Source organism: Acinetobacter sp. ESBL14 (assembly GCF_036668815.1).
Taxonomy (GTDB): domain Bacteria; phylum Pseudomonadota; class Gammaproteobacteria; order Pseudomonadales; family Moraxellaceae; genus Acinetobacter; species Acinetobacter gyllenbergii.
The window spans coordinates 339,534-362,260 of sequence record NZ_JAZEVS010000001.1 but is presented as its reverse complement, the minus strand read 5'-3'; the positions used below and the strand labels follow the sequence as shown (position 1 = coordinate 362,260).

At 42.4% G+C, this 22,727-nt stretch carries 22 protein-coding genes; 4 read left to right on the top strand and 18 right to left on the bottom strand.

What is annotated here, in order from left to right:
- Positions 1 to 63 precede the first annotated feature (63 nt).
- Genes V6E90_RS01795 through V6E90_RS01785 form a run of 3 tightly spaced genes read right to left on the bottom strand, consistent with a single transcriptional unit; the run spans position 64 to position 3,366 of the window.
- The gene (locus V6E90_RS01795; protein WP_332604334.1) at positions 64 to 990 is read right to left on the bottom strand and encodes an alpha/beta hydrolase; all 927 of its coding nucleotides are present in this window, start codon (positions 988 to 990) and stop codon (positions 64 to 66) included.
- Between the two features lie 36 nt (positions 991 to 1,026).
- On the bottom strand, positions 1,027 to 2,514 hold the full coding sequence (locus V6E90_RS01790; RefSeq protein WP_332604333.1) for a flavin-containing monooxygenase: 1,488 nt from the start codon (positions 2,512 to 2,514) through the stop codon (positions 1,027 to 1,029).
- Between the two features lie 12 nt (positions 2,515 to 2,526).
- Positions 2,527 to 3,366 (bottom strand): SDR family oxidoreductase, encoded by an 840-nt coding sequence (locus V6E90_RS01785; RefSeq protein ID WP_332604332.1) that lies wholly within the window; start codon positions 3,364 to 3,366, stop codon positions 2,527 to 2,529.
- A gap of 127 nt (positions 3,367 to 3,493) precedes the next feature.
- On the opposite strand from V6E90_RS01785, the gene V6E90_RS01780 reads away from it, so the two are divergent.
- Positions 3,494 to 4,120 (top strand): TetR/AcrR family transcriptional regulator, encoded by a 627-nt coding sequence (locus V6E90_RS01780; protein WP_016652807.1) that lies wholly within the window; start codon positions 3,494 to 3,496, stop codon positions 4,118 to 4,120.
- A 20-nt stretch (positions 4,121 to 4,140) separates the two neighbouring features.
- On the opposite strand, the gene V6E90_RS01775 is transcribed toward V6E90_RS01780, so the two are convergent.
- From V6E90_RS01775 to V6E90_RS01755, 5 genes are all read right to left on the bottom strand, one after another.
- Positions 4,141 to 5,016 (bottom strand): metal-dependent hydrolase, encoded by an 876-nt coding sequence (locus V6E90_RS01775; protein ID WP_332604331.1) that lies wholly within the window; start codon positions 5,014 to 5,016, stop codon positions 4,141 to 4,143.
- Positions 5,017 to 5,048: 32 nt separating this feature from the next.
- A complete protein-coding gene (locus V6E90_RS01770) occupies positions 5,049 to 6,278 on the bottom strand; it encodes an NADH:flavin oxidoreductase/NADH oxidase family protein (RefSeq protein WP_332604330.1) in 1,230 nt (409 codons plus the stop codon).
- A gap of 74 nt (positions 6,279 to 6,352) precedes the next feature.
- Complete coding sequence (locus tag V6E90_RS01765) at positions 6,353 to 7,213, bottom strand: metal-dependent hydrolase (protein ID WP_332604329.1); 861 nt, start codon at positions 7,211 to 7,213, stop codon at positions 6,353 to 6,355.
- A 14-nt stretch (positions 7,214 to 7,227) separates the two neighbouring features.
- On the bottom strand, positions 7,228 to 7,974 hold the full coding sequence (locus tag V6E90_RS01760; RefSeq protein WP_065342607.1) for an acetoacetate decarboxylase family protein: 747 nt from the start codon (positions 7,972 to 7,974) through the stop codon (positions 7,228 to 7,230).
- The gene (locus tag V6E90_RS01755; RefSeq protein ID WP_065342608.1) at positions 7,971 to 8,774 is read right to left on the bottom strand and encodes an SDR family NAD(P)-dependent oxidoreductase; all 804 of its coding nucleotides are present in this window, start codon (positions 8,772 to 8,774) and stop codon (positions 7,971 to 7,973) included. Before V6E90_RS01755 ends, V6E90_RS01760 begins: the two co-directional genes overlap by 4 nt.
- A 110-nt stretch (positions 8,775 to 8,884) precedes the next feature.
- On the opposite strand from V6E90_RS01755, the gene V6E90_RS01750 reads away from it, so the two are divergent.
- The gene (locus V6E90_RS01750) at positions 8,885 to 9,934 is read left to right on the top strand and encodes a helix-turn-helix transcriptional regulator (RefSeq protein WP_332604327.1); all 1,050 of its coding nucleotides are present in this window, start codon (positions 8,885 to 8,887) and stop codon (positions 9,932 to 9,934) included.
- 52 nt (positions 9,935 to 9,986) lie between these two features.
- Here the strand turns inward: V6E90_RS01750 and V6E90_RS01745 are convergent, their stop codons facing one another.
- A complete protein-coding gene (locus tag V6E90_RS01745) occupies positions 9,987 to 10,868 on the bottom strand; it encodes a dihydrodipicolinate synthase family protein (RefSeq protein WP_332604326.1) in 882 nt (293 codons plus the stop codon).
- Between the two features lie 5 nt (positions 10,869 to 10,873).
- Complete coding sequence (locus tag V6E90_RS01740; RefSeq protein WP_005273522.1) at positions 10,874 to 11,653, bottom strand: aldolase; 780 nt, start codon at positions 11,651 to 11,653, stop codon at positions 10,874 to 10,876.
- 38 nt (positions 11,654 to 11,691) lie between these two features.
- Here V6E90_RS01740 and pdxR point away from each other — a divergent pair, with 38 nt between their 5' ends.
- Positions 11,692 to 13,197, top strand: coding sequence for a MocR-like pyridoxine biosynthesis transcription factor PdxR (gene pdxR / locus V6E90_RS01735; protein ID WP_332604325.1), 1,506 nt, complete (start codon positions 11,692 to 11,694; stop codon positions 13,195 to 13,197).
- 12 nt (positions 13,198 to 13,209) lie between these two features.
- Here the strand turns inward: pdxR and V6E90_RS01730 are convergent, their stop codons facing one another.
- From V6E90_RS01730 to V6E90_RS01715, 4 genes are all read right to left on the bottom strand, one after another.
- A complete protein-coding gene (locus V6E90_RS01730) occupies positions 13,210 to 13,884 on the bottom strand; it encodes an oxidoreductase (protein ID WP_332604324.1) in 675 nt (224 codons plus the stop codon).
- Position 13,885: 1 nt separating this feature from the next.
- Positions 13,886 to 14,653 carry an SDR family NAD(P)-dependent oxidoreductase gene (locus tag V6E90_RS01725; protein ID WP_332604323.1) on the bottom strand — a complete coding sequence of 256 codons (768 nt, stop codon included), beginning with the start codon at positions 14,651 to 14,653 and terminating at the stop codon, positions 13,886 to 13,888.
- Complete coding sequence (locus V6E90_RS01720; protein WP_065342614.1) at positions 14,650 to 15,330, bottom strand: glutathione S-transferase family protein; 681 nt, start codon at positions 15,328 to 15,330, stop codon at positions 14,650 to 14,652. The genes V6E90_RS01725 and V6E90_RS01720 overlap by 4 nt, the downstream gene beginning before the upstream one ends.
- 128 nt (positions 15,331 to 15,458) lie before the next feature.
- A complete protein-coding gene (locus V6E90_RS01715) occupies positions 15,459 to 16,325 on the bottom strand; it encodes a metal-dependent hydrolase (protein ID WP_016541895.1) in 867 nt (288 codons plus the stop codon).
- 163 nt (positions 16,326 to 16,488) lie between these two features.
- Here V6E90_RS01715 and V6E90_RS01710 point away from each other — a divergent pair, with 163 nt between their 5' ends.
- Positions 16,489 to 16,965, top strand: a complete 477-nt coding sequence (locus tag V6E90_RS01710; RefSeq protein WP_332604322.1) for a winged helix-turn-helix transcriptional regulator — start codon at positions 16,489 to 16,491, stop codon at positions 16,963 to 16,965.
- Between the two features lie 94 nt (positions 16,966 to 17,059).
- Here the strand turns inward: V6E90_RS01710 and V6E90_RS01705 are convergent, their stop codons facing one another.
- The 4 genes from V6E90_RS01705 to V6E90_RS01690 all read right to left on the bottom strand — a co-directional run bounded on the left by V6E90_RS01705 (position 17,060) and on the right by V6E90_RS01690 (position 22,608).
- The gene (locus V6E90_RS01705) at positions 17,060 to 19,936 is read right to left on the bottom strand and encodes a type I restriction endonuclease subunit R (protein ID WP_332604321.1); all 2,877 of its coding nucleotides are present in this window, start codon (positions 19,934 to 19,936) and stop codon (positions 17,060 to 17,062) included.
- 26 nt (positions 19,937 to 19,962) lie between these two features.
- Positions 19,963 to 20,430: a GIY-YIG nuclease family protein gene (locus V6E90_RS01700; RefSeq protein ID WP_332604320.1), complete on the bottom strand. Its 468-nt coding sequence runs from the start codon at positions 20,428 to 20,430 to the stop codon at positions 19,963 to 19,965.
- 35 nt (positions 20,431 to 20,465) lie between these two features.
- Complete coding sequence (locus V6E90_RS01695; RefSeq protein ID WP_065342619.1) at positions 20,466 to 21,374, bottom strand: GIY-YIG nuclease family protein; 909 nt, start codon at positions 21,372 to 21,374, stop codon at positions 20,466 to 20,468.
- 112 nt (positions 21,375 to 21,486) lie between these two features.
- Positions 21,487 to 22,608, bottom strand: coding sequence for a PD-(D/E)XK nuclease family protein (locus V6E90_RS01690; protein ID WP_332604319.1), 1,122 nt, complete (start codon positions 22,606 to 22,608; stop codon positions 21,487 to 21,489).
- Positions 22,609 to 22,727: the final 119 nt, after the last annotated feature.

Genomic DNA, 22,727 nt, shown 5'->3' with positions numbered 1-22,727 from the left:
AAAAATATAGACTTTAAAATTAAAATGAACCGTTGTTAAAAATTTAAGTTAAAAGCGAAACCATTATTTCTCCTTGATTAAGACCTTCTGCATAAAGCTCCCAATTTCATCTAGGGCCTGTTCAGACTTGTGAATAAAGCGATTAAACATCTGAAAGTTATGCCACATATTTTCATAAACATGCAGATGAACCTGCACACCCGATTGCTGGGCACGTTCAGCTAAATGGATCGCATCATCGACCAAAATTTCCTCGCTGCCTGCTTGAACCAACATCGGTGGAAGATCAGTTAAATCAGCAAAAATAGGTGAAATGCGTGGATCATTGGATTGGAGTTGCCCACGATATCCATCGCCACCACGTTTTAAGGCATAGGCGCGAATCATTGGATCTCGTTTGGCATTGTTATAAACAGAAGCCGAACTTAAGCTGATATCGACATTAGGCGAGATCATCACCATTCCAGCAGGTAAAGCATCTCCTGCCGATCTCAGTTCAACGGCTAAAGCTAAGGCCAAAGCACAACCACCGGAATCTCCCCCCAAAATAATCTGTTCAGGCTTCCAACCATCATTCAATAAATGTTGATAGACCGACTTCACATCATTCAATGCCGCTGGGTAAGGATGTTCAGGCGCACGTCGATAATCCAGCATATATACGATGAGCTTGCCCCGTGCAGCGAACTCGGTCGATAAAGCACGATGCGTCCGAGACGAACCTGCAAAGAATGCCCCACCATGACAGTGTAAGAGTACCCCTTGCGCTTCATTTTCAGGGGTTGCCACTTCGGCGAACACAATACGCTGATCCAGTGCGTCTCTTAATTTAATCTGTTTGACCCAAACATCGGCTCTAGGTTTAAAAATAGTTGAGCCGACTTCCATAGCAGTACGCAACACTGGAAAAGGTAAAGCCAGACCACTGGCCAGTTTAAAACTCAGTCGCAAACCTATTTTCAGACCTGTTTCCATTATTTTTTGCTGCATCATGTGCTCCTATTCATGACATCACCGAGTCATCATTTAACTGGCTTTTTTATCAGTTTCAGACTCAGTAAAACCAAGTACATAATCGTTAAGATCACAATGTGCTAAGCGAGATCGCATTTCAAAAGTCGTCCACGGCCATAAGGTACTATTACGTCCATTCCGATCGATAAAATAGCTGCTGCATCCGCCGGTATTCCAGACCGTATTTTTTAATGCAGCTTGGATTTCATCATTGTACTGTTCCAATACCTCAGCACGAATTTCAATAGTTTCAATCTGTTGTGCCTGTACCTTCTTCAACATATCCAAGATATACGCCAATTGCGCCTCAATGATGATCAGTGCGGATGAACTCACGGCAATATTAGGACCAAACATCACAAAGGCATTCGGACAACCTTCAACCACGGTACCGAGATAACCTTTAGCACTACCCTGCCAGACTTCGTCCATGCTTTTGCCATGTTTATTGCGAATCTGTTTGGCAATCGGCGGATTACTCACTTCAAAACCTGTACCAAAAATAATCGCATCGACCTCATGTTGCGATCCATCACTGGCGATTAGCGTATTGCCACGCACTTCTTCTACCCCACAGCGCAACACCTCGACATTCGGCTTTGCCAATGCGGGATACCATTGATTAGACTGTAACACCCGTTTGCAGCCAATGGTAAAATCAGGCAGAAGTTTTGCTCTTAATGCTGGATCTTTCACCCCTAAATGAATATTCAATTTGGCTAAGCGTTCAATCTGGCCGACCAATTTTGGATGGTGCATACTGGAATTTAACGATTCAAATACGCCATAAACACCATAACGGGTTAAACGTTGTGTGACTGGAAGCACTTTAAACAGTACCTGTGCAAGCTTGGGTAGACTCTGATCCATTTTTGGCAATACCCATTGTGGGGTACGCTGTAGCAAAGTGAGTTTCTCCACTTGAGCTTGAATCTCAGGTACAAATTGAATTGCCGAAGCACCTGCCCCAACAACTGCAACCTTTTTACCGTTTAAGTCAAAGTCATGGTTCCATTCTGCCGAGTGGAACTGGGCCCCATTAAAGGTCTGCAAACCTTTAATTTTCGGCAATACAGGCTGATGCATTGGTCCACCTGCCATAATCGCAAAACGGGCATGGATGAAACCTTGATTGGTTTTCACTACCCAATGCTTGGCCTGATCATCCCAAGCACTTTCCAGCATTTCATAGCCAAAGCGCACATACTTTTGCACATCGAACTGCTGCGCAACATGTTGTATATAGGTCTTAATTTCTTGCTGCTGTGCAAACACCCGACTCCATTGTGGATTCGGTGCAAAAGAATAGGAATACAACGCTGATGGGACATCGCAAGCACAACCTGGGTAGGTGTTGGCACGCCAGACACCACCAATTTCATCAGCTTTTTCCAAGATTACGATATCTGTAAAACCCGCTTGCTGTAATTTAATCGCTGCGCCAATCCCTGCAAAGCCAGCCCCAATAATCACCACATGAAATTTTTCGATCTTCGCCATGAGTTGTAATCCTTATTTTGTCTGTGCCAGTTGGCTTAAACGTTGGCTATATGCTTTACGATCATTCTGATCGAGACCTTTTAAAATGCGATCATCCCCGATGAATTTACGAAACCCTGTATTCAACCAGTGCGGTACCAATCCATACGCTTTCGGGCTATGGGTTAAATAATTCGGCACCGCAATTTCAGCCAGATTATGCGCTACTGCTTTAATAATCGCATTCGCTACATCTTGCGGTTCTACGGTCGGAATCGGCAAACTGTCTCCTGTTCCAGAGGACAATTCGGTTAAGACCTTAGAAGGTAACACTGCGGATACACCAATCGGCGTATCTCTAAGTTCCTGTTGCATAGAAGCGGTCAGCCCAACCACTGCAAATTTCGTTGCACAATAAATACTGGCACCCGGAATCGGATATTTACCTGCCAGAGAAGCGACATTGACGATATGACCTGTTTGTCGCGCCAGCATTTTGGGCAGTACTGCTTTCATGCCATGAATCACCCCACGTAAATTAATATCAATTTGCGCATCGGTGATGGCTTGGCTTTCCTCGACCATCGCCCCCATTGGCATAATGCCTGCGTTGTTGACCAAGATATCTACTGGCCCAAGTGCTTTTTCAATCTGCACAATCAAGTCATGAAATGAGTTCTGTGAACGTACATCCAAATAGCCACCAAAACCTTGCACTTTAGTGGCGGCCTGCTGAGCCAGTTCTAGATCAATATCGCCAATTGCCACTTTGGCACCGAGTTTTCTAAAGGCAACGGCGGTGGCTAAACCAATCCCTCGCCCTCCACCTGTAATCAGCACTACTTTGTTTAAAAAACTGTATTTTTTTCCCATGTGCAGTTCCTTTTATTAGTCAAAAAATCACCAATTCGGAACATAATGTCATTTACGGAATGATGTGTCAATTTTCTTAAATTTTGTTTTATCGTATTTCCGATAAAGTTCTGATAAAATTTTTAGCATGAATGATCAAACAACTCTCTCGCGTGCTGAACGCCAACGTATTCAATTACAAGCAGAAATTATTGAAGCTGCTTTTTTGGAATTTTCTGAACGCGGTTATCATCAAACTGCGATCTCTGACATTGCCAAAAGACTGGGGATTGGTCATGGCACTTTCTATCGTCATTTTGAGAATAAGCGAGACATTCTGGATAAAGTCATTGTCGATACCATGTTTAAAATTACCGCCTTATTGGCCGATGAAAATGCGCCAGATGCAGTATCGACCTTAGACGCTTATCGAACACAATGTGAAAGGATTTCCAGTAAATTTCAGGAATTTGCCAAAGATAATCCACGCGCTGTGCGCTTAATTCTGCTCGAAGCCACTTCAATTGATAAAGAAATGACAGCACAGGTGCATAACCTGTTACACCTCGGTGGCTTACTTACCGCAGACTATTTAAAAAATGGCGTTAAGTGCGGCTATTTAAAAGCGGATCTGGATACCGAAATGACCGGACATGCTATTGTCGGGATGATTATTGCGGGTGCATTTAAGTTTTTATCCGCGCCTGCTGACTCTGATGTGCTCAAAAAATATAGCGATGCTGCTATTCAAATGATGATGGCAGGCATCGCCTAAAGTGAAAGAAGCGTTCCTATCTAAGTTGGCTTAAACTCAGGCATATTGTTTAAATAAGCCAAGGCTTGTGCTGTTGAGCCTTCATTTAAGGGACTATGCTTGGGATGGAAGTAGCGTAAACAGGCACGTGCAATATAGCTTGCTCGCGGCACGCGATCCTGTCTCGCTGCACGAAAATAATCTTTATAGCGGAAACGATGTGGTAATTGAGGATCTTTTGCGACGAGAGTTTCCACAGCTATATAGGCCAAGACAATAAATAAAGGAAACGTAAAAACTGCCGCGCCTGTTCTTAATACAAGATTATTGCTCAAATGCCGAAACATCGCATCCGCCACTTCACGATGCTCTACTTCTTCTGCACCATGCCATAGCAATAAACGCAGCATTTGTTGATCAACAGGTGCTTGCTGTAGTCCCTCAGCATTGAGTACCCAATGTCCCAGCACCCCCGTTAAGTGCTCTGCCGCTGCGACCATGGCAAGGCGTGTGTTTAACCACATGGATTTTAACCGAGCATGCTTTAATGTATAACCCAATGGTTTTGGGCCAAGTAGGTCGTTAAATATCCAGTTCATCATTTTACTATAGTGAATTAAATCAATCCCTAAGGCTTCGATATGCCGCGTCCCTAAAGTATGTCCATAGCTATGCGCACCTTCCTGTTTAATGAAAGCCATCACAGCTGCTTTTAATTGTTGATCTTGAACGAAAGGCAGCGCATCTCGAAAAGTCTGACAAAACCAGCGTTCTGGTGCAGGTGTAATCGGATTAATCACATTGAGCATCTGCGATGCCATTGGATCATCATAGATCCAGTGGCTCGGTGTTGCTGCAAAATCAAATATGGGGCGTCGAGGAATAATTGAATGGGTTTCTTTCATTAATCCACGCATAAGACAACTCCTTATCTAAATAACCGTGACGACTATTCCTGCGTCAAAATGTTAAAACCCATCCGTGGTCCAAATGCCAGCAAAGTACGGACGAGACCCTTAATCGCCTTTGGTTTCTGGCCACTGCTGATACGGCGGAATTGAGCGGCATGCCAAGCCAGTTGCAGATAGGCATCGACGGGCTTATAGCCAAGTGCTGGAATTTTTGCATCAGCAACAACGGATTTACCAGCCAAGAGCTGTTTGGCTAGATCAGGTTGCATTGCAAATGGTCGAGCAAGTCCCACCAAATCTACAGTACCATCAGCCACAATACGATTCATCAGCTCGACATTGCGTAGCCCACCCGTGAGCATCAACGGTAATCTGCCGTGTTGGCGCAAAGCACTGGCATAATCCAGAAAATAGGCATCGCGCAGAGCCTGACGCTCAGGCGCATATCCCAGTTGCGCGGGTGACTCATAATTTCCACCTGACACTTCCAGTAAATCAATCCCTTCAGCTTCCAAGGCCAAAGCAATCTGCACCGATTCTTCCTGACTCAAGCCCCCTTTTTGAAAATCGGCTGAATTCAGTTTGACACTGAGAATTTTATTTTTACCAATGGCTTGACGCACAGTCCGAACCGTTTCAATCAAAATACGGCGACGATTTTCTGGGCTTCCACCCCATTGATCGCTACGGGTATTGGCCAAAGGGGATAAGAATTGCGACAACAAATAGCCATGGGCGGCATGGACTTGTACCCCATCAAAACCTGCTTTCACAGCAAGTGCTGCCGTCTTTGCAAAACGCTGAATTTGTTCCAGTATTTCTGTTTCAGACATCGCACGTGGCACGCGAATCAGATTCATTGCAGGCAAATCCAACCCCACCGCTGAGGGTGCAATCGGCTTTTTTAATAAGGGTAAAACCGCAACACGACCGGGGTGGTTGATTTGCATAATAATCTTGCTGCCATTGGCCTGTGCTGCTTGGGCCCAAAGTTTATGCGCTTGCAAGAATTGCTGGTCTTCCAACACCACATTCCTTGGCTCAACAAAGGCACGATGATCAATCATCACATTGCCGGTGATTAACAGACCTGTTCCACCTCTGGCCCATGCGGCATAAAGCTGCTGTAAATCCGTGGTAGGCGAGCCATGTCGATCTGCCAATTGTTCACTCATGGCTGACTTTGCAATTCGGTTTGGGATGCTGATGCCACATGCCAACTGCAGTGGTTGTTGTAAAGCAGAATTTGAGGATAGTGATGCTGTCATTTTCATTGTTCCTAAAATATTAATCTATAGCTAAGCAGCGCGATGCTGATCTGAGCCAATGCGCTGCCAGAAGCTCATGCTAAATATTGCTGTTTAAGCCGATTCACTTGATCACGGTTGTCATGCTGCCAAGGATGAAAATCTGCTGAGAAAAAGTCGAGATAGGGTCTGCTTATCCTTCTGATTAAACCTTTACGTCCAAATAGATAATGAAGCCCTTGGTATACCCCTTTTAAATCGCCTTGTTGGCCTGAGTGCTGTAAAAGCTCGATGGTTCCGCGAGTGGTGATCATCACAAAAGAAAGTGTTGTTTCCAACATCACCAACCTTAGGAAATAAGGTCGATTAACCAAACTTTGATACACATCAAAGGCCACCGCTTTGTGTTCGGTTTCTTCAATGGCATGCCATGCCCAGATTTTTCTCACCTGCGCATGAAATAAAGCCAAATCCTCAGGTGCAGTCGCGATAAAATAATCTGCAAGAATTGCTGTTAGATGCTCCATGCATACCGTACACGCCAACTGATGCGCAGGAGAAAATTGTGTCTGCATCAATCGATTCATCTTTTTAAATCGCTTATAAATTCGATCGACTGGATAACCTTTTTTCAACATCATGGTATTCAATCCATCATGTTCTTTACCGTGATGTGCTTCTTGACCAATAAAGGCACGCACTTGTTTCAGTAAGACAGGATCTTTGATCTGTGATTGATAAAGGCGCACGCTATGAATAAACTGCCGCTCTCCCTCAGGAAATGCACTGGATAAGGCGGTCAGCAACATGCTCAGTAAAGGATTCTGGTGAAACCAAAATTCTGGAATGTCATCTGGAAAAGCAAAATCCATGTTACGTACTTGGATATCAATCGAAGCAGAAACTTGACGATAGTCAGCAACCGTCGGCTTTGAAGAAACAGCAACAAGATTCATCAGGTGGCCCTCAGCTATAAAACACGCGGATTAAATTGGCGCAGTAAAAATAATGGGGTGCGTAACCGTGGAATCTGAATCGGTGGAATAAGACCACCTGATAAGTCCACCCGATGCAAACGTGCATCCACCACTTTGCCTAAGCCCATTTCATGCAAAGGATCATTCACCGTCCCCCTAAAGCATAATTTCATTTCAACACGACGTACTTCAACAGGATGTTCTTTCGGCGTGAATCGCACTTCTCGGGGTAAACCTAAGCCTAAACCGCCTGTAATATTGCGATGCGGCAAACCTAAAATGGGGGGTGCGTCCTTTATTAGCTCACCCAGTTTGGCTTCCATTTCAATCAAGACCGTTCCACGGCGCGATGCCTGACTGATAATCCGTGAACCATCATTGTCCCAACTGATTTCCCCGATTTTTTTCGGATAGCCCAGCAATTCCCGCCCAATAATCATGGCACGGTCATCATCCAAGATCATCCACGGGCAAAAGATGCCAGTTTTATTACCGACCTGAATATGTACAAATAAGCCTGCCTCGTGATACGCCCCCGTATAGACATTTTCGGGGAAATAGGCACAAAACAAATCCGCTCTGGCAGGTTTGGCCAACTTCATGCCAGCAGGTAACCAACGGGCCATCGCCTTTTCATTCACCTCGACCACCGCAGTTAAATATTGGGCATTGTGATAGAGCTTATTGCCTAAATTGGCGAGACCAATAGGTGTGCGTAGGTCATTTATCAACTGTCTCATGCTTTTAACCTCGAAAAGACCTGCTTTAATATCGGTAATAGGATGATGCGTGGGGTATAGCGTCCTCCAAGAGTCTGGGCTTGGGCAAGCCATCCAGGAATCACAATCCGACGATTGCAAGCCATGCCTTGAATGGCTTCTTTGGCAACACGTTCTGCCGACACCCAGACCAGATTGCCTCCAATGCCGTCAATTTTGCTGATGCCTGCCACTTCATTGAACCCTGTTTTGGTTGGGCCCGGTGCCAATAAGGTACAACTCACGCCTGTGCCGTTCAGCTCACTATGGAGTGATTCGGCAAAAGAATTGGCAAAGGCTTTGCTTGCAGCATAGGTTGCGTTGGCTGGTGTCGGTTGATGACCCGAGGTCGAACCCACAATCAGAATCGCACCTGTTCGACGCTGAATCATTTTCGGCAATACCGCTAAAGTCAGATCCTGCACTGCCACCGTATTCACTTCGGTCTGTTCACGCTCCCGATCCGCATCCAACTCATGCAAACGTCCGAAAGTGGCAAAGCCTGCGTTATTGCATAACACAGCGACATTGATCTGCTCTAACTCTTTGCGGAAAGTGGTTCTATCTTGGCGATCCGCAAGATCACATGGACGTAAAGTCACCTCGACTTGGTATTTTTCACGTAGATGACTGGCAAGTGCTTCTAGTTTATCGACACGTCGTGCAACCAAAATAAGTGAATAGCCTCGTGCTGCAAATTGTTGTGCCAATGCTTCTCCAATACCCGAAGAAGCACCGGTAATCACAACTGGGGAATCTTTTAAAGGGGGTGCTAAACTCATCATCCATACTCAGATCAATAGAATAATCCTAGTATCTAAGAGCTAAAACTTGAGCGTGAGCGGTAATTCAGCCATACTGCTAATCATTTTCGGCCAAATTAAAACAAGAAATGAAAGATCCCTATGGCTTATCCAAAGCCAGTATTCCGATTTCTTATGTGCATTTACTCTTGGAAATTATGGTTGAAAAAGGCTTCTCTGCTTCCGAGATTCTGCAGCAAAGTAAAATAGCTTCGGCATTGCTGCATCAATTAGATGCGCGTATCAGTCCCAAACAATGGTCAAAATTGGCTTGGATCTGTTTAAGTTTGGCCAAAGATACTGGTTTAGGCTACGAATATGGGCTAAAACTGCGTCTCACCGCCCATGGTCCAATGGGCTATGCGCTAATGAGTAGCCCTTCTTTGCGACAGTCGATTGAACTTGCAACGCAATTTTTTAATATGCGGCTCAAAGATTACCGAATTGATTTTTTTGAACACCAACAACACTCCACCATTGAAATCAAGCAGACTCACCCCGTCGTCAGTCAGCATGCTGAACAGGCGGAAATTTTAAGACGTTTTTTCTATGAATGCCTGATGATTGGCATTGTACAAACGGGACGCTCATTAACCGAGCGTGATTTTGCTGAGGTCCAACTTCAGGTAGATTGGTCTGAACCACCTTACCATCAACAGTTTCAAGCTCAACTTCCTCAGATCCATTTTGATCAAGCCCAAAACCAAATTTGCTACCCAGCATCCATCCTCAACCATGTCACCAAAATGGCAGATCCCACTGCTTTTCAACAGGCTTTAGCGCAATGTGAAGCTGAACAAATTCGTTTTTCTGAAACCATTCAAGATATTGGCTTACGTGTTAAAACAGAATTAGTTCTCACGCCGCAAAAAGGTTATCCAAGTCTAGATCAAGTTGCGGAACGTCTGCATATGTCGAGTCGCACCTTACGACGACATCTGGATGAAGCCGGTTATTCCTATCTGGGTCTATTAGATGAAATCAGATATCAAGAAGCACAAAAACTTCTGCATAACAATCATATCGAAATACAGGATATTGCACTGTACTTAGGCTATCTACAGCCTGCCAACTTTGCCCGTGCCTTTAAAAAATGGAGTGGTGTAACACCGAGCCAATTTCGTCAAAACCCAATTTAGAGCACAAACAAGTGACGTCAGGTCGATCAATCTCGACCTGACTTGAACATGCTTATTTTACAGCCGCTTGTATCAAGCCTTTTAACTGCTCAATTTCAGCCCCTGTCGCACCTTGCAAAGGTGGTCTTGGCACCCCGACCGAAAAGCCCAATAGATTGAGCCCCGATTTCACTGTTTTCGGTAAACCCCCTTTGACAATGAAACTCAGCACAGGGAGTTGCTGATAAAATATCGCCTGCGCTTTTGACAGATCGCCTTGTTGAATCGCTTGATATAATTGCTTTGGCAAGTCACCGAGCAAATTGGGTGCTGCCGTACACCAACCTGCCGCCCCAGCACAAAAGGCTTCTAGCGCCAATGGATTAGAACCATTATAAAATGGCAACTGCCCCTGCGTTAAAGCATGAAATTTATGCATACGCTGAATATCACCGGTGCTGTCTTTGACCATGCAAATATTGTCGATCTCATTAAACATTTTCACGATCAATTCAGGTGACATATCAATTCCACTGGTGGCAGGATTGTTATAGACCATAATTGGCAATTTTACCGATGCGGCAATCTGTTGATAATAATCATAAATTTCCTGATCGGTGAGTTTCCAATACGACACTGGAATCACCATAATCACATCTGCGCCTAATTCTTCTGCTTTCTTGGCTTTTTGAATCGCCATCGCAGTGGTCAGTTCAGAAATTCCAACAATCACAGGAACACGTTGATTCACCACCTCAATGGTGGTTTGTGCCACCTGCTGCCATTCTTGCCAAGTTAAATAAGCACTTTCCCCTGCACTGCCTAAAGGTGCAATCGCATCACACTGTGATTCAAGCAATGCATTGAGACTGATCGTTAGGGCCTCAAGATCAAGTTGTTGCCCGCCCGCTTTAAATGGCGTGACGGGATAAGCAATAATGCCTTCAATTTTCATGTGATTTATTCCTCAATACAATCTTGATGGTTTTTCAACGCCTTACGTGCGTAGTAGGCAAAATTAACTTTGTTGCGCTTATCAGTAGACAACCAGTCATGGGCTTCTTTTGCCAGTTCATGTGGAATCGGCTGGATTTGCCCTGCTGACATCGCCAACAATTGCAAACGTGCAGCACGTTCAATCAACAACGCTAAATTACAAGCTTCTTCAATGCTCTTGCCTGCAACCAGTTGACCGTGATGAGACAACAACACCGCCCGATTTTTTCCTAAAGCTTCAGAAATAAAAATGCCTTCTTCATTGCCGACTGGCACCCCCGGCCATTCACCGACAAAAGAGCAATCTTCATACAAGGCACAGGTATCCATTTGCGAAATGGCCAGTGGCACACGTAGCATCGACAAGGCTGCAATATGAGTGGGATGGGTATGGATAATGCAATTCACTTCAGGGTGTTGCTGATAAATCCAAGTATGAAAACGGTTGGCTGGGTTGGCCATGCCTTGCTGATCTAAAGGTTTGAGGTCTTGATCAACCACCAATAAATTGGCTGCGGTAATTTCGTCAAAACCCAAACCAAAACGCTGTGTGATAAAGGTATTTTCTTGTTCGGCACGACAGGTAATTTGCCCCGCCAAGCCTGCATCATGGCCATGATCAAATAAAATACGACAAGTTAAAGCTAACTTCTGTCGATCCGTATAACTGACCTCTTGGATCAAATTCATATTCTGCTGTGCAGTTTGCATCAATTGCTGTTTGCTGAGTAATGCGGTTTGCATAAGACCACCTCGCTACGGTTGATTTGTGGATGGGACAGATGCAGAATACGAAGTCAGTGGATGAGTTAAAATATCCAGTTTATAAAACTTATATGGTCCAGATCAGCATGCAGCAACCGTGGAAGATTCGTCTTCATCTTGAAGAGCGAGAAGAAAAAACCATCTTTCTCAAGTTGGCCAATCAGATTATTGAAGAGATTCTGTCTGGACGGCTCAGCTCAGGTTCACGTCTGTCTGGCTCCCGCTCGCTTGCGGAAGAATTAAAGATTAATCGTAAAACCGTACAGTCGGTTTATGAAGATTTAGAAGCACAAGGCTGGTTGATCTCCAAGCCAAGACAAGGCACCTTTGTGGCAGAGAACCTACCTGAGTTAAAACATAAAAAGAGCAATGCTGCGCTAGAGCTCAATCCGTCACCGAGTACAGCAAGTCCAACAGCAGTTAAAAATGACGGCATTCCAGATACGCGTCTAATTCCCTATGAATTATTTTCACGAGCCTATCGACATGCCTTAATTCAAGTGACCCGTTCTCAAATCATGGGCTATGGCGACCCACAAGGCAGTATTGAGTTACGTCAGGCATTGCTGCAAATGCTGTCGATGGAACGCTTTATTAAAACCACAATCGACAATATTGGTGTGGTTCGTGGCAGCCAAATGGGGATTTTTTTAGCGGCTCGTGTACTGGCTGGGCAGTCTGCTCAACGCAAGGTGATTGTGGTGGAGCAATGGTCTTATCCACCTGCGATTGAAACTTTTTTATCGCATCATTATCACATCGTTCGAGTTGGGCTGGATCAGTACGGTCTTGATATTGAGCATCTTGAAGAACTACTAAAAAAATATGATGTGGCTGCAATCTATACCACCCCGCATCATCAATATCCAACCACCGTGACCATGGCAATGGATCGGCGCTTAAAATTATTGGAACTCTCCAAAAGCTTTGATTTTTATATTATTGAAGATGACTACGATCATGAGTTTCATTATGACAGCCGCCCGATTCCACCGCTCATTAGCTTGCCGCATGCAGAAAAAGTTATTCATATTGGATCACTGTCTAAAGTCTTTGCCCCAAGTTTAAGGATTGGCTATGTGGTCGCCAATCGAGACATCATCCAGGCCATGAATCAGGAGATTCTGTTGATTGATAAACAAGGCAATATCATCACTGAATTGGCGATGGCGGAACTGATGCAACAAGGTGAAATTAAGCGCCATATCCGTAAGATGCGCAAAATTTATCAACAACGACGTGATTTTGCAGTGAATCGCTTCCAAGTGGTATTTAACGATCGGGTAGACATTAACCCTCCGTTGGGAGGCATGGCGCTATGGGTCAAGTTCAAATTTCCCTATCGTGCTGAATATAACGAGCTTCTGAATCAGTTGCATATTGATGCTGAAGCGCATTTTGCGGCTGAAAGCCAAGCCTCAAATCAGCATTTTCATATCCGTTTTGGCTATGCCGCCATCAATGAAACTGAAATTTCAAACATCATTAGCCTGCTCTATACTGCATTTCAGTCCAAAGATTGAATACGCGTGATTTTATAATCCTAAGCGTAACTCCTGACTCCACGTCGATTTGGGTTGTTGATACAGATGCCAACAGGTCTGTTGCAGCGATTGCATCAACGCATGGTTAGCACTTTGCCAATGTGACAGCATACAATAGACCACATGAATTCCCTTCGGTTGAAACTCTCGCGCCAATGACTGTGCTAAAGCTCGAATACTGGCAGACAGGCTTTGACTGAATAAATCTCGCTCAGATTGAATAGGCTGCTGTTGCCCTAAAAAAATCAAAGTCCCATGTTGTTTGGAGAGCATTTGTCGAATCACAGCTTGAGCAATACTCACTGCGGTTAAGCCTGTGTTTTGCCAATAGGACTCAAGCTGTTCAGCGGACAATGTATGGCTATTTTCAGGCAGCACAAAGTCAGGTTGAAAGATGCATAAATCGACAAAATGCCCTGCTGTTTGAATCTGTTGCATGCATTTTTTTAGCGCACTCGCATCCAGTAAATTCAGTCGTACACGGATCCACCTCTGTGCTTGAACCTCAAGCTGTGGCTGTGTTTGGGTTACATCATGCTGAAGTTGATAAACAGGTATCTCAGGGCTAAAAAGCGGGCTTAACGCCTGCACATCATTACCCACGATCACCGCACAGCCCTGCATTTTTTGTTGGGCTTTCAACCAGTGTGGCAGCAACTTACTCATCTTAGAATTTCTCCTGATAAGGACGTAAATCCAGTTCATGCGTCCATAAATCAACATTTTGCTGATAGAGCATCCAGTAATTTTCAGCAATTGCCTCAATATTTAAACCACCCGTACCACGGGTTAACCGCGCTAGCCGTCCCAAGCCCCATAAGGCTTTATTAACACGATCACCATCGACCATGCCATCCACCACCACATGCGCCACATGGATATTTTGCGGGCGGTAGAGCTCAGCCAAATTTAAGGCATAGCTTCTGAGCGCAGACTTACCCATCGTAAATGCTGCAAAAAAAGGTTTACCTCGCAAAGAAGCACTGGCACCGGTAAAAATCAATGTGCCCTGCTGCTGTTTTTGAAAAATGCTTAAACTACGCTGCGCCACCAACACTGCGGATAAAAAGGTGGAACGCCACATTTGGCTAAAAAACTTCAGACTGCTTTGTAAAAAGATCGAAGGAATATTACCGCCCACATTATGAATCACCGCTGCCAATGCTTCTGGCTGATCGTTTAAATGATCAAACAAGGCCTGCAGCTGCTGCTCATTTTCAGCATCCAGTGCATAAGCCACCGCCTGCCCACCTTGGCGATGAATCGCCGCCGCCACCTTTTCGACCTTATTTAAGCTTCGCCCCACCACATAGACTTTGAATTTTTCCTGAGCAAAACGACGACAGACTGCTGCACCAATGCCTTGCTCAGCACCCACACCAACCACCGCAACAATCGCAGTTGGCTGCGTTATCTCTTGCTTCGACCGATTCATAATTGTTGTATCCAATGCTGAATATGCGGATAACTGTTAATTTTAGGTCCCCAGATTTTACTGGTACGTACTACCTCTAACAGTTGTGAACCCACTGCAATATCGGCAATGGTTTTGCTCTCACCGACGAGCCAGCCCGTTTGACCCAATACCAACTCGATGCGTTCTAAATGCCGAGTAAATTCTGCCTCGATATCCGCCTTCGCCATTCGTCCTGTACCTTGCATCTTCACTTGCAGATTCAACGCGGCTTTAAGCAAAGGTTTCATTAATACAATCTCATGCTTAGGACGACCTTCCGCACTAATCGCCACCGCATGATTCAAGGCATCGGCATCACTGACCCGAAAATATACTTCATAGAAATATAACAATTCGTCCGACCAGTCTTCCCACAATTCCACATAGGCTTTTTGCAGCGGATCCGTAGGATATAAACGGGGCAACTCTGGATAAGCATCATCTAGAAAACGGGCAATTTTAGTACTGTCCTGAATGCGTTGTCCGTTGATATCCAGCACAGGGACTTTGCCGACTTTGCTGAGTCCTGGGACTTTAGCCCCCAATACGCCGTTATAATTTACAGTTTCAAATGCAATGCCTTTAAACTGCAACATCCGCGCAACTTTCTTGCAGAACGGTGAAATTTCCCATTGATGTAAGACCACTGTACTCATTGTTATATTTCCATCTTTTATTGAATTGATCTGGATGATAAGCCAGCAACGCAAAGCGAGCTCAACTTATCTTACAGATATTTATCCCTTTGGTGATGTGTAAGCGCGGGTGATTTTTTTCGCGCTGATTAATGAATAAAAGTCGATTGTTCAGGCGATAAACCAATTTTGATTTTGGTTTTTGCCACAATATCTGACTCATCGGTATCATTGGGATGGAAGTCACGACGATAATAAGAGAAAAATTGTGGCACCAGTTTTCGGTAGGCCTGCACGGTAAAGCCTGCAAATTTAGCCCACGATTTCAAATTGAGTAATTGCTTATCTCTGGACATCAACACCACTTGGTAAACATTTGAAAAAGTTGTGATGAGGACCAAACTCAAGCTAAAAATCGCAACCCGTGGGATATAAGCATCCAAACCTTTACCATAGAGATATTCATACATGTCATAGGCAACTGCCTTGTGTTCGGTTTCTTCGACACTGTGCCACAGCCATAAATTACGGATCGTGGTATCAGTCATTAATTCATTGACGTTTTTCATCATCTCCACCACCAATACTGCGGTGTAATGCTCCAACCCAACTGTGACCAAGAGATTCCACTTTTTCGGAAAGGTACGTTCAATGGCTTTAAGGATGATGCCTGTGACTTTTTCCAGTGATTCAGGGTCTAGGCCATATTGTTGTGCACTGACATGAAAGGCATGATGCTCTTTGGAATGCATCGCTTCCTGACCAATAAAAGCCCCAATATCACGATCCAACTGCGGGTTGCTTTTGACTTGATCACGTAAAGCCCTGACCGAACGGACAAAGTAAGACTCTCCTTCTGGAAATAGGGTGGAAAGGCCTGTGAAATAATGGGTAAAGGTTGGTTCATTATTACACCAGTATTTAGGCATGTCCTGAAATTCATAATCCATACGGCGGACTGGAAATGATGCAGGTATCTTTTGCTTTGATTTTTCTTTTAACGCTGACGCAGACATAACTCACCTCAAGAATAGATCTCAAAATATTAAGTTCCAAAAAAGAACTTAATTGAAAAATATAGCTGCTATGATAAGTTGTCAATAAAGTGGATATCTTAATCATTCAAGTTGTCCTAAAATGACAGCCTGCTTCCTGTAAAGACATATAAATGGTATTGCGATGAAATGGCATGAACTCGGTGAAATGAATTGTCCTATTGCACGGACTTTGTCAATTTTTGGCGACCGTTGGACCCTGCTGATTATTCGTAATGCCTTTATGAAAACCCGTCGTTTTGATGATTTTCAAAAGCAGTTGGGTATCACCCGTCATTTGTTGACCGAGCGTATTAACCGTTTGGTGGAACACAAGATTTTTGAAAAGGTGCTGTACCATGAAGCACCAAAACGTTATGAATATAAGCTGACTGAAAAGGGTTTAGCCCTGTATCCGATTATTGTCACCATGAGTACCTGGGGCAATATTTGGCAAAATGAAAATAAGCAATTTCCTGAGTTACGTTATCTGCATAAAAGCTGTGGGCATGTGACCAGTCCAAGTCTAACTTGTGATTGTTGCAAGCAGCCTCTTGATGCCAGACAGATGTCACCTGTTTATGTTTCGGGTGAGGATGGAGAGGAAGCTACTTCTTCTTAATTAGCCAATAAATAAGGGAGTTTGTAACTCCCTTATTCTATAGTTTATAGGTCTGGTTTTTTGAAAATCCTAAAACCCGAATCTGATGAATAAGTTACAGCCCCACATAAAACTTCTCAATCAATTGACGTGTTTTCACCAACAAATTGGTTAATACACTGTCTCGCTCAAATAGCTTGACCTTGTAGTTTGGCAACTCTTTCATTTCTTCTTTTCTTGGTAAGCGTTTACTGAATTCATAATTATCTAAAACTTGTTTCATTGCTTCAGGTTTTAGATTTTCTTGTTCACAAAAATGCTGATAGGCTTGCTCTTTTTCTATATCCCAGAACTGAGCAAAAGCCACTTGAACACTTTGCCCATTGATCATTTTTGGCATATTTTCTTCAATAAACTTTTGTATCAAGTCCTGCTTGTCATGCAAACTAATATCACCACCAATCAGGTCATGTACTTGAGCTTCATACTTCTTACGCTGTTCCTCTGTTTCAGCATTCACTGCCATCTGTAGCAGTGTCAGGATATAACCCACATTGATACGATCACTGTGCAGTAAATCCAATTGGAAATCGACATCATCGAGTACTGAGACTTTTTCTTTCTTGGTGGTTTTACGAATCGCTCGACATAGATCTGCATATTTAGACGCAAAATTTGCAAAGTGCTGTTTATCTAATCCCGTTTGATCTTGGTCATATTCAACAAAAGTTTGTAGCTGAGCGTTATAGCGCATGACTTCTCGAAATGCCTTGATGAAATCCAATTGCTGCTCTTCTGTTATCAAAGCATCAACAGCCAGATAATCAGGCGTGATACTCAATAACTTTTCAACTGCTAACTCATAGTCTTGTTTTATTTCATCAAAACTTGGGACAAGGACAGTCTTTCGAGTCTCTTTATTTGAAAACAATGCCAATGCTTCATCTGTAGCACGTTTTAAATTACGGAAGCTGATGATATTCCCAAATGGTTTTTTATCATTGTAGACACGGTTAGTACGTGAAAAAGCCTGAATCAAACCATGATATTTAAGGTTTTTATCCACATATAAGGTATTTAAAGGCTTTGAGTCAAAGCCAGTAAGGAACATATTTACAACCAGTAAAATATCAATCTGCCTTTTCTTTACTCGCTCTGCAATATCACGGTAATAAGCATAGAATCCATCGCCCGAATTATAATTCGTACCGAACTGAGCATTGTAATTGGCAATATACCGATCCAGTTTGTCACGACTAGACTGATTTATTTGACTCGGTGTAGCAGTTGATTCTTCTTGAATCAATCCATTTTGATCAAGATTTTCAACCGCTTCATTTGCAGCATAAGAGAAAATAGTCGCAATACTGAGTGGTTTAAATAATCGACCTAGCTCTTCATCTTGCTGCTGCTTCTCGGCTTGTACTTTTTCAAATAACTCATAATACTGCGTCAAGGTATCCACTGAATTGACACAAAACATTGCCGTAAATTCACGGTTCTTGGTTTTGGTGTCATGCGTCTCAACAATATAACGGGCAATCATTTCCAATCGCTGTGGATTGTCATAAAGCTCTTGGGTATCTATCCCCTCAACCTCATCCCCATTATCGAGATTATTTTGCATCCCCTTGGCGGTATATTTGCCACGATAATCAATTTGGAACTGCAATACATTGCGGTCTCGAATCGCATCCACAATCACATATTGATGCAAACACTGATTGAATAAGTATTCTGTAGTGAGCTTCAAACCTGCTTTAGATTGGCTATTTTCCTCAAAGATCGGTGTGCCCGTAAATCCAAACATTTGTGCATTGCTAAAGAATTTTTTAATGTTTTGATGGGTATCACCAAATTGGCTACGGTGACATTCATCAAAAATGAACACCACTTTTTTATCTTTTAGATAATTGATGTGTTCTAAATATCGGTCCGTGCTAATCGCACGATTCAGCTTTTGAATGGTGGTCACGATCAGCTTGTCATGGCGTTGATCGAGTTGTTTAACCAAAGTGTGCGTGCTGTCTGTGCTATCCACACTCTCGGCTTTAAAAGCATTAAATTCTCGTGACGTCTGAGTATCAAGGTCATTACGATCCACCACAAACAATACCTTTTCCACATCGGGCATGTTCATGATGAGCTGACTGGCTTTAAATGATGTCAGCGTTTTACCTGAGCCTGTGGTATGCCAGATATAGCCGTTTTGCTGTGAAGTTTGTACATGAGTAATGATCTTCTGCACAGCATAAATTTGGTAAGGACGCAGCACCATCAAACTTTTACTGGTTTCCAACATCACCATGTATTGGGTCAGCATATCTGTAAGATGTGTGTGATTTAAAAATGCATCCGCAAAATCGACAATTTCATTGATATGTTTATTGGCAACATCTGCCCAAGGAAAGGCAAACTCAATTCCAGTCGTACCGTTTGAATAATAGCGAGTATTTGCACCGTTACTGATGACAAAAAGCTGAATAAAACCAAACAGCCCTTGCCCTGCCCAATACGCTTCACGAATATAGCGTTGCGTCTGATTGAAGGCTTCGGCAATTTCCATGCCGCGCTTTTTCAGCTCAATTTGCACCAAGGGTAGACCATTGACCAAGAGCGTGACATCGAAACGGCTGGTTCGACCATTAAAATCACGATGATCTACCGTGATTTGATTGGTGACTTGATATACGTTTTTGCTTGGGTCATCTGATAAAAAGAAAATGTGCTTGCTTGAACCATCATCAAATTTGACAGGAAACTGGTCACGTAGGTTTTTAGCGCGTTCAAATACTGTGCCTGTATTGAGAAAGCTAATGACCTGCTTCCACTCAGTTTCTGACAATGCTGTAAGCCCATTAGCACGTTCAATTTGTGTTTTTAGATTAGACAGTAATTGGCTTTCATCTTTAATCACGACGGTTGCATAACCCAACCCTTGTAGTTGTGCAATCAGCTCATTTTCAAGTTGATATTCGCTTTGTACTGTCATTTTTACCTCTATACCAAAATCTATTATTAGCGTGTACTTTGAGTTGAATAAACCCAAATCTCTTCATTAACCAAATCAATCACCTCTCCTTTAGGCATAATTTCATCGAAATGATCTGCCATCAGTTTTTTATTAAGTAAAGGATGACCTTTATCAATGTAATATTGAATTAAACCCTTTTCAGCTTGGTTCAACGCTCGCCCTAAATCAGAACGTGTTTTGACTTCAGCAAAAATTAACTTTTTTGCGCCTTGAGGTGTATTTTCTAAACCCTCAATCAAACTTAAGCTGTTAAAATGAGATTTCATTCTAGTACGGATATTCTCAGACTTACCTACATACAGCGCGTATTGTTTTCCACCATATTCTCGATAAAAAATATAAACTCCAGCAATATCTGGAATAGATTTTAGGTCTAAATTTTTAATGTTTTCTCGTAAGGTACTAGAGCTACCTAATTCGATTGGCTCCATCCAATTCAGTTCAATTTTCATAAAGTTCCCCTTGATATTATGGTGATGATTAATAGTTAAATTTGAATGTCATCTACTTGTTTCTGCTGCCATTCCTCATAAGTTAAATCTGTCCCTAACTGCTTCCAGCGTCTTCGTCCATTACTTGAGCGGCCAAGTATCACTGCTGCTGCCGCTGAAGGACTTGAAAACAAATGATCTTGATTAAATGTGTAGGTATCTGAAGAAATTATATTATTTTCAAAAAGTCGGGGTCTTAGATTTTTCATATAGTTGTGGGTAGGTTGACTTACTTCTCGACGCACTTGAGACCCTTGAAGAACATAAAACTCTCCATCAACTATTTTTGCTTTTGCATTTACATCTTTGATGGCTAGATAAAAATCAGCTCCAACATCGCCAGTCATTACATTCGGAACTAAGGAGTTAAAACTTGAACGTTTAATTTCTTTCAAAAACTCATAGCCTAAAACTGGTAATATCACTTGAATTTGTTCAAGAAAATATTCCATATCTGCTGTATCAGATTCAGGTAATTTACTGTAATCATGAGATGTTCCGTTCATTAACTGACATTGACCATTCCTTCGTGCAATCTCAATTAAACGACTCTCCAAATACTTTATATGCGTCTTAGTAATATTTTGATCTTTACCTGTAACCAAACAAACTTTTTCCCAAAAATCTTTACCACCTGCTTCTTCAGTACGATTATGCTGCTTTAAACGATTTGCAACATCATCTGATTCACCAATATACACTTTCGGATAAAGTGGATTCTCAGGATCATAACTCACTAGGAAATATACACCTGTCCGTGAACATTCTTCACGTTGAATAAGTTCTGATAGCTTTGTACGCGGTGCGGAAAGTACATGACCCGTCCAGTTAATGATTTCGGCTGTAAGAATCCCATTCGGAGACCCATCTGCCAAAAACATTTTTATACTTTTCCCATGCGCCATACTTCCCCCTCTTAAATGTTACTTAATTGAAATAAGAAACAGTGCTTTATTTTCTGCTGCATTAAGCATTCTCAAATATAATATTATCTAGTCAAATATTATTTTAGAGAATCTATTTTTTCCACTCAAGCTCAACACGATTTAAAATTTTATGCGTAAAGATAATATGATCTGTGACTGTATCTAAATCAAATTCTGAAAAATCCCACTTCAGACACCACCATTTACTATTTTGTTCATCCCATTCACCTGAAAGCATGTATTTAGAGTCATCTAATAATATTTTAATCTGCTCTCGTAATTCGCTCGTAGGTTTGTGAACGTACATACGAACAGAACAACTCATTGGCTTATTATTTAAGCGCAAATATAAGATTGAACTCGAAGCAGCTTTCCAACTTTGCCCTCTAAAATAGAAAGCTGGACCATTTGGCCAAGTTCTTTCCTTAACTTCTGGTTGATAATTTTCACCTAATGCGATCTGTAGTTGTGTATTAATATGCCTAATAATATCTTGAAAAACGCTTTGCTTTAAATCAATTAATTCTTGAATTTTATACATATTATCGACAACAAAATTTAAACGACTCATATCTATGTCCAATAAATAATTAAAGCTATCTAGGTGTAATAAAAAATCGCGGGCAAAAACAGCCCATTTGTTTAAATTTTGATTAAATGCATATTGTGATACATGCGGTTTAATCGATGTCGTCAGTTGGGTATAGGACAAACCTAACCAATTTGCTACCGTACATTTACCATTCGGGCATAACACAATGCTGATGAGACGTTTTTCCTGATCTTGTCGATTTTGATACTCAATTTTCTTATTTGCCCAAGCTTCGTATTCTTTAAAAGGGTTATTTTGATGATGATACACTTTCACTTCTACAATGATTAAAGCGTTATCGGTCTCCACCCATAAATCAATAAATTTGCCTTGATCTGTCACCTGTTGTGTAGAGAGTTGCTTAAACTCTCCAAACTCAAAGTCTTGATATTGCTCATACTGTTTTAGAGCGGCCATAAAACCTTGATAAAAACAATCCCCTAGTTGATGTTTCTCATTTGGATTGAGAAAGAAAGCCAATAGTTCAGTGATTGGATTTTCATGGTGATTGTTCAATGCTGTATCAAAAATCGTCATTTCCCGTTCAGGTTTTTTATATTGCTGGGCTTTAAGCAATAAATTCTCATATTTTTGAATCAGTTGGTCTTCTATTTCCTGCATTTTTTTGCTCTACGTCCCTATCTGCTCTCACAGATTTTTATATATTTTGAACTGATCATTTTAGTATCAGCTCAAAATACTCCCCTAAAATTTAGTTTTCCCATCGCCAATATAGACAA

Coding starts and splice junctions, on each gene's coding strand:
- V6E90_RS01795 (WP_332604334.1), bottom strand. CDS start 990: ATGCAGCAAAAAATAATGGAAACAGGTCTGAAAATAGGTTTGCGACTG.
- V6E90_RS01790 (WP_332604333.1), bottom strand. CDS start 2,514: ATGGCGAAGATCGAAAAATTTCATGTGGTGATTATTGGGGCTGGCTTT.
- V6E90_RS01785 (WP_332604332.1), bottom strand. CDS start 3,366: ATGGGAAAAAAATACAGTTTTTTAAACAAAGTAGTGCTGATTACAGGT.
- V6E90_RS01780 (WP_016652807.1), top strand. CDS start 3,494: ATGAATGATCAAACAACTCTCTCGCGTGCTGAACGCCAACGTATTCAA.
- V6E90_RS01775 (WP_332604331.1), bottom strand. CDS start 5,016: ATGCGTGGATTAATGAAAGAAACCCATTCAATTATTCCTCGACGCCCC.
- V6E90_RS01770 (WP_332604330.1), bottom strand. CDS start 6,278: ATGACAGCATCACTATCCTCAAATTCTGCTTTACAACAACCACTGCAG.
- V6E90_RS01765 (WP_332604329.1), bottom strand. CDS start 7,213: ATGAATCTTGTTGCTGTTTCTTCAAAGCCGACGGTTGCTGACTATCGT.
- V6E90_RS01760 (WP_065342607.1), bottom strand. CDS start 7,974: ATGAGACAGTTGATAAATGACCTACGCACACCTATTGGTCTCGCCAAT.
- V6E90_RS01755 (WP_065342608.1), bottom strand. CDS start 8,774: ATGAGTTTAGCACCCCCTTTAAAAGATTCCCCAGTTGTGATTACCGGT.
- V6E90_RS01750 (WP_332604327.1), top strand. CDS start 8,885: ATGAAAGATCCCTATGGCTTATCCAAAGCCAGTATTCCGATTTCTTAT.
- V6E90_RS01745 (WP_332604326.1), bottom strand. CDS start 10,868: ATGAAAATTGAAGGCATTATTGCTTATCCCGTCACGCCATTTAAAGCG.
- V6E90_RS01740 (WP_005273522.1), bottom strand. CDS start 11,653: ATGCAAACCGCATTACTCAGCAAACAGCAATTGATGCAAACTGCACAG.
- pdxR (WP_332604325.1), top strand. CDS start 11,692: ATGCAGAATACGAAGTCAGTGGATGAGTTAAAATATCCAGTTTATAAA.
- V6E90_RS01730 (WP_332604324.1), bottom strand. CDS start 13,884: ATGAGTAAGTTGCTGCCACACTGGTTGAAAGCCCAACAAAAAATGCAG.
- V6E90_RS01725 (WP_332604323.1), bottom strand. CDS start 14,653: ATGAATCGGTCGAAGCAAGAGATAACGCAGCCAACTGCGATTGTTGCG.
- V6E90_RS01720 (WP_065342614.1), bottom strand. CDS start 15,330: ATGAGTACAGTGGTCTTACATCAATGGGAAATTTCACCGTTCTGCAAG.
- V6E90_RS01715 (WP_016541895.1), bottom strand. CDS start 16,325: ATGTCTGCGTCAGCGTTAAAAGAAAAATCAAAGCAAAAGATACCTGCA.
- V6E90_RS01710 (WP_332604322.1), top strand. CDS start 16,489: ATGAAATGGCATGAACTCGGTGAAATGAATTGTCCTATTGCACGGACT.
- V6E90_RS01705 (WP_332604321.1), bottom strand. CDS start 19,936: ATGACAGTACAAAGCGAATATCAACTTGAAAATGAGCTGATTGCACAA.
- V6E90_RS01700 (WP_332604320.1), bottom strand. CDS start 20,430: ATGAAAATTGAACTGAATTGGATGGAGCCAATCGAATTAGGTAGCTCT.
- V6E90_RS01695 (WP_065342619.1), bottom strand. CDS start 21,374: ATGGCGCATGGGAAAAGTATAAAAATGTTTTTGGCAGATGGGTCTCCG.
- V6E90_RS01690 (WP_332604319.1), bottom strand. CDS start 22,608: ATGCAGGAAATAGAAGACCAACTGATTCAAAAATATGAGAATTTATTG.